Source organism: Pseudomonas oryzihabitans (assembly GCF_032027545.1).
Taxonomy (GTDB): domain Bacteria; phylum Pseudomonadota; class Gammaproteobacteria; order Pseudomonadales; family Pseudomonadaceae; genus Chryseomonas; species Chryseomonas oryzihabitans_F.
In genome coordinates, this window is the sequence record NZ_JAVSJB010000008.1 from 1 (window position 1) to 13,253 (window position 13,253).

Here is a 13,253-nt window from a genome sequence, read left to right on the forward strand (position 1 = left end):
GGTGATCACCTCGTCGCCCGGGCCGATGTCCAGCGCCAGCAGGGTCACGTGCATGGCCGCGGTGGCGGAGCACAGGGCCACGGCATGGGCGGCGCCCACCGAGGCGGCGAAGCGCTCTTCCAACGCATTCGCCTTGGGCCCGGTGGTGATCCAGCCGGAGGTGAGGGCTTCACTCACGGCGGCAACTTCTTCGGGCCCGATACTGGGACGAGAAAAAGGCAGGAAGGGTAGATCGGTATTGATGTGTTCAGAACCTTGAAGCCTACCTGTCATAACATCGCATCCCTTGAAAAAGTCTATCCGAGTGAGCTTAGTAGACGTTCAACGAAACGCCACGTTGGCGTGAATTTCATAACTTTCCAACGATGTCGCCACACTCGGTTTAAAGGCAGATTCAAAAATAGTGAGGCTGACATTATCTGTGCTGCCCTGTGATTAAGAGCGGCAGTTGTCTACCGGCACCTCTGGCTAAAGGGCACCCCTCCCATCCTGGCCCAACACTAGGGCGACAGGTTCTTGATAGGGGCGGCTCGATCTTTCATCGAGGCGTAGCCCACCAGTGCCAACAGAATGGTCAGCAATACCAGCGAGGAGCCGATTGTTCCGAAATCCAGTCCGCCGTGATCGTGCGGCTTGGTGAGAACATCGCCCAGGGTGGCGCCGAAAGGGCGAGTCAAGACAAAGGCAATCCAGAAGATCAATACCGAAGAAACTTTGGTTGCATAGTGAAGTATCGCCATCAGCGCAATGAGGCTGCCGATAAGTAACGCGCCACCGGCAAATCCCAAGCCTGAATCGTCGGCCAGGTAATCCCCCAGTGCGGTACCCAGGGTGTTTGAAAAGAGGATGGCGAACCAATAGAACAACTCGGCTCGGTGGCTGGTGATGGCACTCACGGAAAGACTTCTTTCACTGAGGTACCAAAGACAGAAGATGCTTGCCAAGATCGCGATCAAGATAGCCGAGCCGGTCGCGTAACCCAGGCCCAGGGTGCGATCCATGAAGTCGGACAGGGTAGTGCCCGCGACGCTGGTCGAGAGGATAACCGTCCAGTAGAGCGCCGGATGGTACCGGCGTACGGAAAGTTGGCCCAGCAGGGTCGCGATGAAAAAGGCGAGGAGAATGACGGAGCTCAAGGCGTAGCCGACGTTCAGGGTCATCGAAACGAGGTCGCCCGCCGTTTCGCCCAAGGTCGTTGCACAGATCTTCATGACCCAGAAGGCCAGGGTGATTTGGGGTAGCTTGTTCATTCGCGAGGTACGCTTGAAAAGGGCGCCGGACGGAGTGGCCGGCGAGGCGCGCATCATCTCGCTTGGATTGTCAAAAAATAGTCATGCCTTCATGAAAAAAAGCTAACGCGCAGATTTTTGTCATGGCGATTCCGGCCACTGGAATCGCCTCCTGCTACATCATCGTCGCTCGGCCAGGCGCTTTTTTATGACGTCGACCTTGGTGCCGACATCCTGGATTAAGGTCTCGAGTACCGTGGTAGAGACGCCTAATTTTTTGACCAGTAGAGTAGTTCGGTCTTTTCATTGATATTGATCAAAAGGCAATCCTTTGTCCTGTCATAGGTGCTGTTGTCTTCTTTCACGCTGTCGAACTTCAAAATCGGCGCCACTCTATAAGTATTAATTAGGTATTGAGTTTTTAATTGGGTTGAGTATCCCACCACTTCAGCTCTAGCAAGACTACTGGATGAAACCACTGATCCCCGTTTTCAGGCTAGACCATCCTTCGCAGTAGGGTCTCGACCACTTGATTTGATGAAAATGATTATCAGGCGTCGTGCTCGTGCCCTGTTAGCCGGGTTCGATTGTATGGCGATATCAGTGAAGGAGCAGAAAACGCTGGAAAGAGTGTTCGCGCCTGGTGAGTGTCGCGGCGCGACTCGTCTTTGGGTGCCTGCGACCAAGGCCGCACTCTGGTGAATAATGGATATTCGGAATATTTGGTAACAAAACCACTGGTTTACAGGCTGCTTGAATTCCTCAGCGGGGGGGGGGGTAAGCCCTCAGCCAGAATGCCGTAATTTTCAAAGGCAGGCCCGCGATGACCATCGGCAAGCACTAGCTGCCCGCGAGTAGCGGTATGGAATTCCGGGCGTTGGTCGGGCGGTTCAAGGTGGCACGAGGGAGTAGGGTGGTTGCCTGAATTCTAGGTTCGCGATTCACTGCTGGCCGTCGGCCGAGGAAGTCCGCGACGGAACGACTCGCTGGTCGCCCATGACACACCCATGCGCTGGAGGTCTCGATGCTGCATACCTTGGCGATAGAGAACTACCGTTCGCTGCATGCGCTGCAGCTGCCGTTGGGCCAGCTGACCGTGGTGACGGGCGCCAACGGCAGTGGCAAGTCGAATCTCTACAAGGCCTTGCGCCTACTCGCCCAGGTGGCCCAGGGTGGGATGATCAGTGCCTTGGCCCGCGAAGGCGGCTTGGAGTCGTGCTTCTGGGCGGGACCCGCCGAGGTATCGCGGCGCCACCAGCGCCAGGAGGTGCCTGTCCAGGGACAGCACCGCAACAAGCTGCGCCGCCTGCGCCTAGGCTTCGCCGCCGACGACTTCAGTTATGCGGTTGCGCTTGGCCTGCCTTCGCCTACCAGTGGCGAGAGCCGCGACCGCCCGACCTTGTTCGCCAGTGACCCGGAGATCAAGGAGGAGCTGATCTGGGCCGGTGGTATTCATCGTCCGGCCAGTGAGCTGGTCAGACGCAAAGGGCCCCTCGTGCAGGTTCGCGAGGCGCATGCCTGGCGCACGCTGACCGATGGGATGGCCCCTTTCGATAGCTTATTCGAGACCCGAGGGGCGGCGGATTGTCCGGAAATCGGCTATCTACGCCACGGCCTGGCGGACTGGCGATTCTATGATCATTTCCGTACCGATCCCCTGGCACCTGCCCGCCAGGCGCAAGTGGGGACGCGAACCCTGGTGCTGGATGCGGAAGGCAGAGACCTGGCCGCAGCCCTGCAGACCATCAGGGAGATCGGCGATCCACAGGCCCTGGATGCGGCGATCGAGCAGGCCTTTCCCGGCTCCCAGTTATCGATCAGGGTTGAGGCAGGGCTGTTCACCTTGAGTCTGCAGCAGGCCGGGATACTGCGCCCGCTGCAAGCCGCCGAACTGTCGGATGGCACCCTGAGATTCCTGCTGTTGGCGGCGGCGCTCTTGACGCCTCGTCCTCCCGGATTGCTGGTGTTGAACGAACCCGAGACCAGTCTGCATCCCGACCTGCTGCCGGCCCTGGCCGAGCTGGTCGCGGTGGCGTCCAGGCGCTGCCAGGTCTGGATCATTTCCCATTCCAATCGCCTGGTGGCGGCCCTCGAGCGGATACCCCATTGCCAATCCCTGTCACTGGAGAAAAGCCTTGGCGAGACCCGGATCGCGGGCCAGAACGGCCTGTTGGACGGACCTGCCTGGCGCTGGCCGGTTTGAGGTTGCAAGGCCGTCCCTTGGCTTTCTCTACGAGGTTTTTAATGTCGGGATTTTTCTAAAAAACAGAGGGTGGGCCCTGCGCCTGGACAGGCCGCTGCGGACATCATCCCTGCCCGAGCCCCCGCCACATCTCGTTACGGCCCGACTTTTGACGATTCGCCTGCCGCCACCTAGCGTCAAGAGGTTGCGCATTCGTCTGACGATTGTGCTCGCTCGGAATATCACCTAGGCAAGGGGAGTGTCAGATGTCTTTTGCTCGTTCGGCTTTGGCCAACCGCTTTTCCGCAATTCTCCTCACGGCGGCGACCGCCTCCCTGGCGTTGCCACTGGCCGCCGCACCTGGCGTGGAGGGCGCCTTTGCCGCGGTCCAGGGCGATGCCCGGGTGACCAAGGCGCTGGAGGCGCTGCGCGCCGACGATGGTCGTACCTTCGAGGAACAGAAGCAGATCGCCCAGATTCCGGCACCGCCGTTCAAGGAAAAGGTGCGGGCCGAGTATTACCTCAAGCGCTTCCAGGAACTGGGCCTCAAGGACGCCAGCATAGCCCCGGAAGGCTATGTGATCGCGACCCGCAAGGGCAGTGGCCAGGGGCCGCAGTTGGTGGTCTCGGCGCACCTGGATACGGTGTTTCCCGAGGGGACGGACCTTGCGCTCAAGGAGCAGGACGGCAAGACCTTCGGCCCCGGCATCGGCGATGACGCCCGGGGCCTGGCCGCGTTGCTGTCGGTGATCGGTGCCTTGAACAAGAGTGGTATCGAGACGGTGGGTGACCTGATTTTCGTCGGCACCGTGGGTGAGGAAGAGCTGGGCAATCTGCGCGGGGTGAAGGCGCTGTTCAAGGATCGTCAGGGCATCGACGGCTTCATCTCGGTGGATGGCATCGACGTGCGCCGGGTGGTCAATCGCGGCACCGGCAGCCATCGCTATGAGATCACCTTCAAGGGCCCGGGTGGCCACAGCTTCGGTGAATTCGGGCGGCCCAGCGCCATCCATGCCATGGGTCGCGCCATTGCCAAGATCGCCGAGGTACGGCCGCCCAAGGAGCCCAAGACCACCTTTACCGTGGGCACGGTGCAGGGCGGCACCTCGGTCAATGCCATCGCCGCCGAGGCGCGGCTGACCCTGGACATGAGATCCAACGAGGAGGCCGCGCTGTTGGCCGAGGAAAAGGACATCCTCGGGTTGGTACAGGAAGCGGTGAAGGAGGAGAACCAGCGTTGGGATACCGACCAGATCTCGGTGGACATCAAGCTGATCGGCGATCGTCCAGCCGGTGGCACGCCGGAGGATTCGCCCATGGTGCAGACGGCGCAGCGCGCCATCGCCGCAGTCACCGGCGGCGCCAAGGTGACCCTCAGTGGTGGTAGTACCGATTCCAACACCGCCATGGCCCTGGGGGTGCCGGCCATGACCATCAGCGGTGGCGGGGAGGGCGGCAGCGCCCACTCGCTGGCGGAGTGGTACAAGCCGGTCAATGCCTACCAGGGCCCGCAGAACGTGCTGCTGACCAGTCTGACCCTGGTCGGCCTCAAGGGTGTCAGCGAGCCGGTGTTGCCGGTCAAGCGCTAGTCCGGAACGCGCGGCGCTGGTATCTACGCCGGCGTCCGCGCGATCTGCCAACAGGCCAGGGCACTGGCCAGGATGGCGAGACCGGCGAGCGGATAGACCCAGGCGGGTGAGAGCAGCGGCAGCAGGATGCCCGCCAGCAATGGACCGAGGCCCGCTCCCACGTCGCGCCAGACGGCATTGGCGGCCAGCGCCTGCACTCGTGCCTGGCCAGGATGACGCGCCGCCACGAGGGTCACCACCAGCGGCAGCTGCAGCGCCCGCAGAATCAGCACACCGCCGGCACCCAGCACCAACCAGTGCCAGCCGAAGGCGCTCAGTGCGAGGGCCGTGAGGGCAGAAAAGGTCACCAGCATGGTCGCCGCGCCGTATCGCTCGGCGGCCCAGCCACCCAGGGGACTCAGGCTCATCTCCGAGGCGTAGCGCAGGGCCATCAGCAGCCCGGCGATCAGTACCGCGTTGCCACCGAGGGCGGCTTGGGCGAAGACCGAGAGACCGAAGATGAACAGGCCATCCAGGGCCACGCCCTCGATGAAGGACCAGATGGCGATACGATCGGGCCACTGGAAACGCCGCCCCGTGCTGGCGAGTCGATGGGGCTGCGTCGGCAGCCGGCTGGCCACCAGCAGGCCCATCAGGCAGAAGCCGGCGAGCAGGAGGAAGATCAACCGCGGACCGAAGTGCAGGGTGACCCAGGCGCCCAGGGGCAGCGCCAGCATGGGGCCGATGGCGATCAGGGCGCGGGAGGTACCCGAGCGGCGTGCGGCGCCGCCTGGCTCGGCGGTGGCCAGTACCTGGGTGGAGAGGTTGAACACCGCGAAGCACAGGCCCCAGGCCAGCCGTAGCAGGATCAGCAACCAGAAGCCCGAAAGTGTCGCGTTGCCCAGGGCACAAAGCGCCGCTACCCCGGCGGCGAGCATGAGGCTGTGGCGGTCGCCGAAGCGGGCATAGCCGTGTACCACGTAGCGGTAGCCAAAGATGCGCACCAGGCGATTGGCGGCGAGCAGTACGCCGGCTTCGGTCAGGCCGATACCGAAGGCCTCGGCATTCATCGGCAGGATGAGATAGAGCAGGACGTCGCTGGGCAAGCAAAGCGCGAGAACGATCGCCGCCCGCCGGGAGTCGCGGTCGACGGGATGGATGCTGACCATGGGCAAGCTGTCTTGTAATAAAACTGACTTTTTATCACGAATGGCCCGACCGCCAGCCAGTCTTTTGCAAGAGGTGTCCGCCAGGCGAAACGGCTGAACTAACCCGGCACGCGCGCGATCCTTTTCAGTGCGTCTTGCGCTGCGCAGTGGCTGCCCGGCCCTGCACCGTCCCGTCATGAAAAGGAGTCGTCAGTGACCGTAGCTGCCCACCATTACCATCCCGTCAGGCCCGGCCCGCTGCACGCGCTGCTGCTGGCGGGCTCCGTCCCGCTGTTCATCGGCGGGCTGCTCAGTGACATTGCCTACTACCAGACCTACCAGATCCAGTGGGCCAATTTCGCCGCCTGGCTGATCGCCGGCGCCCTGTTGCTGTCCGGCCTGGCCCTGCTGTTCGCCCTGGGGAATCTCTTCGGTGCTCGCTTCAGAGGCCGGCGACCGGCCGCCTATTTCCTGTTGCTGCTGCTGGCCTGGGTGCTGGGCCTGGTCAATGCCTTCGAACATGCCAAGGATGCCTGGGCGGTGATGCCCGCCGGGTTGATCCTGTCGGTTATCGTCACGGCGCTGAGCCTGGTGGCGGCCTGGATCGGCCTCTCCAACCTGCGTTCGGAGGTGGTTCGATGAGCACTCCCAAAGTCTTGAGCGTCCTTGGTCTGGCCGTCCTGCTGAGCGCCTGCGGCAATGAAGGCGGCGCCGACACCCAGGCCCGCGGTCCCGATCCGAAGCTGCCGGAACCCCAACGTGGCTTGCTGCCGAGCATGAAGATCGCCGAGCCGGCGCCCTGGGGCGATCGCGTGCCCACCGTGCCGCAGGGCTACACCATCACCGCCATCGCCACCGATCTGCGCATTCCGCGGCAGATGCTGGTGCTGCCCAATGGCGACATCCTGGTGGCCGAGGGTCGCGGTGGCAGCGCGCCCAAGCTCAAGCCCAAGGACGTCATCGCCGGCTACATCAAGGCCCAGGGCAATACCCAGGTGAAAGGCGGCAACCGCCTGACCCTGTTGCGTGACGCCGACGGCGACGGCACCTACGAACTCAAGACGGTGTTTGCCGAGAACCTCAACGCGCCCTACGGCCTGGCCTTCGCCAATGGCCGGATCTACGTGGCCAACCAGGACGCCCTGGTGAGCTTTCCCTACCAGGACGGCCAGACCCAGGCCAGCGGCGCGCCGGACAAGCTGGTCGATCTGCCGGCGGCGATCAATCACCACTGGACCAAGTCCCTCGCCGCGAGCGCCGATGGTCGCTATCTCTATGTGGGGATAGGCTCCAACAGCAACGTCGGCGAGCGCGGCATGGATGTCGAGGTGGACCGCGCGGTGATCTGGCAAATCGATGCCCAGAGCGGCGCGCACAAGAGCTATGCAACCGGGGTGCGCAATCCCACCGCCCTGGCTATCCAGCCCGACAGCGGCCAACTGTGGGCGGTGGCCAACGAGCGCGACGAAATCGGCCCGGACCTGGTGCCGGATTACCTGACCTCCATCCGCGAGGGCGGCTTCTATGGCTGGCCCTACAGCTACTGGGGGCAGAACGTCGACACCCGCGCCCAGCCGCAGGATCCGGCCAAGGTCGCCGCCGCCATCAAGCCCGACTACAGCCTGGGCTCCCACGTCGCCGCCCTGGGCCTGAGCTTTTCCACCGCGGCGGTAGGCGGGCAGTTCACCGACGGCGTCTTCGTCGGCGAGCACGGCAGTTGGAACCGTGACAAGCCGGTGGGCTACCGGGTAGTCTTCGTGCCCTTCCAGCAGGGGCGGCCGGTGGGTGAGCCCATCGACTTCGCCACCGGATTCTTTGGCGACGACGGCAAGACCCGCGGCCGACCGGTCGGGGTGGCGGTGGACCAACGTGGCGGCGTCATCATCGCCGACGACCTGGCCAATACCGTCTGGCGGGTGACGCGCACCCAGTAAGAACCTTTTCACGATCTGCTGCGCGTCGGCCAAACGGCGTTGAAAATGCCTTGTTTGTTTCTAGCTCGCGAGATCGTGAACAGGTTCTAAGGTGCAAAGAGATCGGTTTGCCGCGCACCTGGGCGGCAAGCCGATCAATGCATGCGGTGCTGCAGATCACCCAGCACCACCAGGCTGCCCACCACCATCAGCACCAGGATCAGGCTGGTGAACAGCAGCAGATAGAGGTCGTGGCGGTGCGAGCGACCCAGGCTGATATGCAGAAAGCAGCGCAGGTGCACCAGGATCTGCAGCAGCCCCAGGCCGAAGATGACGCCCAGGGTGGTCCCGCGCGGCCAGCTCGGGAACAGCACCAGGCCGATGGGGATCAGGCTCAGCGTCACCGCCAGCACCAGGCCGATCACATAGCTCGCCAGTTCGCGGCGATAGTCGTTACGCTTCATGGCAACAGCCCCTGCAGGTAGACCACCGAGAGGATGGCGACCCAGACGATATCGAGAAAGTGCCAGAACAGGCCCAGGCGCATCAGTCGGGTCTTCACCGGCGTATCCAGGCCGAACACCCTGAGCTGCACCAGCATCACCACCAGCCACAGGCAGCCGCTGGCGACGTGCACCCCGTGCATGCCCACCAGGGCGAAGAAGGCCGAGAGAAAGGCGCTGCGCTGGGGCAGGGCGCCCTGGTCCGCCATGCCGAGGAAGTCGTGTACCTCCAGGCCGAGAAAGACCAGGCCCAGGGCCAGGGTCACCAGCAGCCAGGTCACCAGGGGGCGCAGGCGACCCTCATGGTATTTCATCGCCAGGGACGCCAGGCCGTAGGTGAAGCTGCTGGCCAGTAGCACCAGGGTCTGCAGGGTGATACTGCCGATCTCGAAGACGTCCCGGGCGAGCGGGCCGCCGGCGGTGGCGTGCTGCAGCGTCGCGTAGATGGCGAACAGCAGCGCGAACACCAGGGCGTCGCTCATCAGGAAGATCCAGAAGCCGAACAGCGAGTATTCGGCCTCGGCGTGGGTGGCATGGTCGGTGGCGCCGACGTTGAGGCCGGCATGATTCATATCGCGCGGACTCATGGGCCCATCTCCGCCAAGCCACGGTTGGCCGGGCTGGTTTCCTCGTTGCGGTTGACCGCGCGAATCGCGGCGACCAGGTCTAGCCAGGCCTCGTGTTCGCGCCGGATCTCGGCCGCCGAGATCAGCCGCTCGGTATCGCGCTGGAAGCTGCGGGCGATCACCGCGCCCCAGGCCACCACCAGGCCGAGCACGGCCAGCCAGCCGATGTGCCAGACCAGGCCGAAGGCGCAGGCGAAGCCGGCTGCCCCGACGATGGCCGGCACGGCGCTGTTCTTCGGCAAGACGATGTCGGCATAGGTGCGCGGCCGGGCGTAGGCCAGGCCCTGTTCCTTGAGCCAGGTGAAGGGATCGCGGTCGTTGATCGGCAGCGGCACGGCGAAGTTGTATTCTGGCGGCGGCGCTGCGACCGCCCATTCCAGGGTACGGCCGTTCCAGGGATCACCCGCCGGCACCCGGGCACTGTCGCGGCGACGAATGCTCACCACCAGCTGAATCACCAGGCTGCCCAGGGCGGCCAGCAGCACCACCGCGCCGAGTTCGGCGACCCACAGCAGCGGGGCGAAATCGGGGTTGTGGATGGCCTGGCTGCGCCGCGGCAGACCGGAGACGCCCAGCACATACAGGGGCATGAAGGCGAGGATGAAGCCCAGGCCGAAATTCAGCGCGGCGATGCGGCCCCAGCGCTCGTCGAGGCGAAAGCCAAAGGCCTTGGGAAACCAGAAGTGGTAGCCGGCCAGCATGCCGAACAGCATTCCCGGGATCAGCATGTTGTGGAAGTGGGCGACCAGGTAGACGGTGTTGTGCACCTGGTAGTCCACTGGCGGCGTGGCCAGGGTGATGCCGGTGAGGCCGCCGATGACGAACAGCATGATGAACATGACCGCGTAGATCAGCGGGGTGGTCAGGCGGATGCGGCCGCGGAACAGGGTCGCCATCCAGTCGTAGATCTTCACCCCGGTGGGAATGCCGATGAGCATGGTGGCGATGCCGAAGGCGGCGTTGATCCTGGGGCTCTGGCCCATGGTGAAGAAGTGGTGCAGCCACACGGTGAAGGACAGCACGGCGATCACCAGGGTGGCCCAGACCAGCGAGTGGTAGCCATAAAGACGCTTGGTGGAAAAGGTGGCGAAGACCTCGGAAAACACCCCGAAGGCCGGCAGGATCAGGATGTACACCTCCGGGTGGCCGAACAGCCAGAACAGGTTGATGTAGTTCATCAGGTTGCCGCCCTGGGTATTGGTGAAGAAGTGGAAGTCCAGGTAGCGGTCCAGGGCCAGCAGCAGGGTGGCCACGGTCAGCGGCGGCATGGCGAAGATCATCAGGATGCTGGTGCATAGCGCTGTCCAGCTGAACAGCGACATCTGGAACAGGCGCATGCCCGGCGCTCTTTCCTTGTAGAGGGTGACGGCGAAGTTGAGGCCGGTGAGGGTGCTGCCGATGGAGCTCAGGGTCAGCGCCCAGATCCAGTAGTCGGGGCCGACGCCGGGCTGGTATTCGGCGCCGGTATAGGGCGGATAGCCGCTCCAGCCACCGGTGGAAAAGCGTCCCAGCACCAGCGAGACCATCACCAGGGCGGCACCGGCCACGGTCAGCCAGAGGCTGATGGCGTTGAGCAGCGGAAAGCGCACATCGCGGGCGCCGATCTGCAGCGGCATGACGAAGTTGATCAGCCCGGTGAGAAAGGGCATGGCGACGAAGAACACCATGATGGTGCCGTGGGTGCTGAACAGCTGGCCGAAATGCTCGGGCGGCAGGTAGCCCGGCGCATCGATGGCCAGGGCCTGCTGGGTGCGCATCATCACCCCTTCCACCACGCCGCGGCTGAACATCACCAGCGCCAGCACCACATACATGATGCCGATGCGCTTGTGGTCCAGGCTGGTGAACCACTCCTGCCAGAGGTAGCGCCATTTGCCGAGCCAGGTGATCACCCCGGCCGTAGCGAGGGCGCCGAGGACCACCACGCTGGCGCCGCAGGTGGCGATCAGGCTGTAGAAGGGTAGGGCGTCGTAGCCCAGGCGGCCGAACAGCAGGTGCCAGAGGGCCGAGGATTCAGTCATGGGTGGCTCCCTGGAAGGTGTCGCAGGCGGGCACCGGGTCCTGGCGATAGCGCGCCAGGACCCAGGCGAAGAGGGCGGGTTGGGTCAGGCGCCACTGGGTGGCCTGCTCCAGGGTGCCGGGGCGGGCCAGTACCTGGTAATGGGCGCAGTCCAGGGCCGCACGGGTTTGGGCGACGGTCTGGGTCCAGGCCTGGAAGTCCGCCGCATCCAGCACCCGGATCGGGAAATGTTGGTCCTGGAAGCCCTCGCCGCTGTACTGGGCGTTGCGGCCCTCGAACTGGCCGGGCGCCGGAATCTGCAGGAAGCGCTGGGTCTGCATGCCGGCCATGGCGTAGATCTGGCCACCGAGGCGGGGCAGCAGCAGGGACTGCATCACGGTATCGCTGGTGAGGGTCAACCGCACCGGGCGCCCGGCGGGCAGGACCAGTTCGTTGACGCTGGCGATACCCTGTTCGGGATAGAGAAACAGCCACTTCCAATCCAGGCCGATCACCTGGACTTCCAGCGGCCGCTCGCCTGGCGTCGGCGAGCGATAGGGGTCGAGGCTGTGGGTGCGGGTCCAGACCAGTACCGATAGCACCGCGACGATCAGCGCCGGTACGCCCCAGGCGAAGATATCCAGCAGCCAGGAGAACTCCCAGCGCGGACGGTAGGCGGCGCGGTCGTTGCCGTGGCGGTAGCGCCAGACGATCAGCGGCGTGAGCAGGATCACCGGCAAGACCACCACCAGCGTCAGGCCGACGATCCATAGCAGCAGATCGCGTTCGCCACTGGCGGCGAGACCCGCCGGGGCGAGAAAGCCGTGCTGCAGCGGCGAGCAACCGCCCAGCAAGAGCAGCGGCAGCAGGTAGCCGCAACGTGGCGCACGGCGGATACCGAGGGATGGCGAGAGGCTCGCGAAGGGCATGGGGCTCTGACCGTAACCAGTTATTGCAGCCAACAGACCCCAGGTAAGCCGCGGACGTTCACGACTTGCTGGCCTTTGGCTAGCGCGGCAAGTCGATATCGCCGCGTTCAGGCGCTCTGGCACGCATGTTTAGGCGGTTTGTCAGCTCGGCTCGGTTTTCCATTGCCCGAGCAGGATGGCGACGAATTTCTCGGCGGCGGGCGACAGCGAGGCGCCGCGGCGCGAGACCAGGCCCAGGGTGCGGGTCACCTCCGGGTCGGTGAGGGGCACGCTGATCAGGGTCGGGTGATCGGCGTCCGGCATGGCCAGGCTGGGCATGGCCGAGACGCCCAGGCCGGCTTCCACCATGCCCAGCGAGGTGGACAGGTGCTGCACCTCGTAGAACCACTTGGGCCGGATGCCGCGGGCGGAGAGGGCATGGTCGAGCAGCACCCGGTTGCCGCTGAGGCGGCCTACGCCGATCAGGCGATGCTCGACCAGTTCGGCCCAGCTGACCGACGCGCGCCCGGCCAGGTCGTGGTCGCGACGGCAGGCCAGCACGAATTGCTCCTGTACCAGGGGCACGAATTCGATGTCCGGGTGCTGGCCGCTGAGCATGTTGATACCGAAGTCGGCTTCGCCGCGCAGCACGGCTTCCAGGCCATCGTTGGCGCTGAGGTCGAGCAGGCGGATGCGGATCTTGGGGTAGTGCTCGTTGTACTGGCGGATCACCGAGGGCAGGAAATAGAAGGCTGCGGTGGGGATGCAGGCGAGGGTGACCTGGCCGGTCTGGCGCTCGGCCAGTTCGCGGATGCTGAGGATGGAGTCCTCGAAATCGTCCAGCAGCCGCCGTGCCTTGGGCAGGAAATCGCGGCCCACGCTGGTGAGCCCGACCCGACGAGTGGTGCGTTCGAGCAGCGGCGTGCCGAGGCCGTCTTCCAGTTTCTTGATGCGCCGACTGAGGGCGGGTTGGGAAAGGTGCAGCGCATCGGCGGCCTCATGGAAACTACCTAGTTCGGCGATCTTCACGAAAGATCGGATGTCTTGCAGCTCGTAATCCATGACAGGCTCCCGCCCAGGTGACTCGGTTATTGATCATTCAGATGGAATAATGGCGACGATATTTGCATTGGATAGATTTATCCAGGGCTGCCAATCTTGTCTCCAGAACATCAAT

At 64.1% G+C, this 13,253-nt stretch carries 12 protein-coding genes; 4 read left to right on the forward strand and 8 right to left on the reverse strand.

Going from position 1 to position 13,253, the window contains the following annotated elements; translation table 11 throughout:
• Together RND78_RS14965 and RND78_RS14970 are read right to left on the reverse strand one after the other, a co-directional pair.
• A partial coding sequence (locus RND78_RS14965) for a DegT/DnrJ/EryC1/StrS family aminotransferase (RefSeq protein WP_312729852.1) occupies positions 1 to 273 on the reverse strand: 273 nt, incomplete at its 3' end.
• Between the two features lie 227 nt (positions 274 to 500).
• The gene (locus tag RND78_RS14970) at positions 501 to 1,250 is read right to left on the reverse strand and encodes a hypothetical protein (protein ID WP_312729854.1); all 750 of its coding nucleotides are present in this window, start codon (positions 1,248 to 1,250) and stop codon (positions 501 to 503) included.
• Between the two features lie 1,003 nt (positions 1,251 to 2,253).
• Between RND78_RS14970 and RND78_RS14975 the strand changes: the two genes are divergently transcribed.
• Both RND78_RS14975 and RND78_RS14980 read left to right on the forward strand, forming a co-directional pair.
• Entirely contained in the window at positions 2,254 to 3,432 is a 1,179-nt protein-coding gene (locus RND78_RS14975) for an AAA family ATPase (RefSeq protein WP_312729856.1), read from the forward strand.
• A 245-nt stretch (positions 3,433 to 3,677) separates the two neighbouring features.
• A complete protein-coding gene (locus RND78_RS14980) occupies positions 3,678 to 5,000 on the forward strand; it encodes a M20/M25/M40 family metallo-hydrolase (RefSeq protein ID WP_312729858.1) in 1,323 nt (440 codons plus the stop codon).
• 23 nt (positions 5,001 to 5,023) lie between these two features.
• On the opposite strand, the gene RND78_RS14985 is transcribed toward RND78_RS14980, so the two are convergent.
• Positions 5,024 to 6,148 carry an MFS transporter gene (locus tag RND78_RS14985; RefSeq protein WP_312729860.1) on the reverse strand — a complete coding sequence of 375 codons (1,125 nt, stop codon included), beginning with the start codon at positions 6,146 to 6,148 and terminating at the stop codon, positions 5,024 to 5,026.
• A gap of 192 nt (positions 6,149 to 6,340) precedes the next feature.
• Between RND78_RS14985 and RND78_RS14990 the strand changes: the two genes are divergently transcribed.
• Both RND78_RS14990 and RND78_RS14995 read left to right on the forward strand, forming a co-directional pair.
• Positions 6,341 to 6,769, forward strand: a complete 429-nt coding sequence (locus tag RND78_RS14990) for a DUF2231 domain-containing protein (RefSeq protein WP_312729862.1) — start codon at positions 6,341 to 6,343, stop codon at positions 6,767 to 6,769.
• Positions 6,766 to 8,061 carry a sorbosone dehydrogenase family protein gene (locus RND78_RS14995; protein ID WP_312729864.1) on the forward strand — a complete coding sequence of 432 codons (1,296 nt, stop codon included), beginning with the start codon at positions 6,766 to 6,768 and terminating at the stop codon, positions 8,059 to 8,061. The genes RND78_RS14990 and RND78_RS14995 overlap by 4 nt, the downstream gene beginning before the upstream one ends.
• A gap of 134 nt (positions 8,062 to 8,195) precedes the next feature.
• Here RND78_RS14995 and RND78_RS15000 read toward each other — a convergent pair whose 3' ends face one another.
• The 5 genes from RND78_RS15000 to RND78_RS15020 all read right to left on the reverse strand — a co-directional run bounded on the left by RND78_RS15000 (position 8,196) and on the right by RND78_RS15020 (position 13,138).
• Entirely contained in the window at positions 8,196 to 8,504 is a 309-nt protein-coding gene (locus RND78_RS15000) for a cytochrome C oxidase subunit IV family protein (RefSeq protein ID WP_312729865.1), read from the reverse strand.
• Entirely contained in the window at positions 8,501 to 9,130 is a 630-nt protein-coding gene (locus RND78_RS15005) for a cytochrome c oxidase subunit 3 (protein ID WP_312729866.1), read from the reverse strand. Before RND78_RS15005 ends, RND78_RS15000 begins: the two co-directional genes overlap by 4 nt.
• Positions 9,127 to 11,160: a cbb3-type cytochrome c oxidase subunit I gene (locus tag RND78_RS15010; protein ID WP_409457058.1), complete on the reverse strand. Its 2,034-nt coding sequence runs from the start codon at positions 11,158 to 11,160 to the stop codon at positions 9,127 to 9,129. Before RND78_RS15010 ends, RND78_RS15005 begins: the two co-directional genes overlap by 4 nt.
• Before the next feature lie 22 nt (positions 11,161 to 11,182).
• The gene (locus tag RND78_RS15015) at positions 11,183 to 12,097 is read right to left on the reverse strand and encodes a ubiquinol oxidase subunit II (RefSeq protein WP_312729868.1); all 915 of its coding nucleotides are present in this window, start codon (positions 12,095 to 12,097) and stop codon (positions 11,183 to 11,185) included.
• 141 nt (positions 12,098 to 12,238) lie between these two features.
• The gene (locus RND78_RS15020; protein WP_312729870.1) at positions 12,239 to 13,138 is read right to left on the reverse strand and encodes a LysR family transcriptional regulator; all 900 of its coding nucleotides are present in this window, start codon (positions 13,136 to 13,138) and stop codon (positions 12,239 to 12,241) included.
• Positions 13,139 to 13,253 lie beyond the last annotated feature (115 nt).

Coding starts and splice junctions, on each gene's coding strand:
- RND78_RS14970 (WP_312729854.1), bottom strand. CDS start 1,250: ATGAACAAGCTACCCCAAATCACCCTGGCCTTCTGGGTCATGAAGATC.
- RND78_RS14975 (WP_312729856.1), top strand. CDS start 2,254: ATGCTGCATACCTTGGCGATAGAGAACTACCGTTCGCTGCATGCGCTG.
- RND78_RS14980 (WP_312729858.1), top strand. CDS start 3,678: ATGTCTTTTGCTCGTTCGGCTTTGGCCAACCGCTTTTCCGCAATTCTC.
- RND78_RS14985 (WP_312729860.1), bottom strand. CDS start 6,148: ATGGTCAGCATCCATCCCGTCGACCGCGACTCCCGGCGGGCGGCGATC.
- RND78_RS14995 (WP_312729864.1), top strand. CDS start 6,766: ATGAGCACTCCCAAAGTCTTGAGCGTCCTTGGTCTGGCCGTCCTGCTG.
- RND78_RS15000 (WP_312729865.1), bottom strand. CDS start 8,504: ATGAAGCGTAACGACTATCGCCGCGAACTGGCGAGCTATGTGATCGGC.
- RND78_RS15005 (WP_312729866.1), bottom strand. CDS start 9,130: ATGAGTCCGCGCGATATGAATCATGCCGGCCTCAACGTCGGCGCCACC.
- RND78_RS15015 (WP_312729868.1), bottom strand. CDS start 12,097: ATGCCCTTCGCGAGCCTCTCGCCATCCCTCGGTATCCGCCGTGCGCCA.
- RND78_RS15020 (WP_312729870.1), bottom strand. CDS start 13,138: ATGGATTACGAGCTGCAAGACATCCGATCTTTCGTGAAGATCGCCGAA.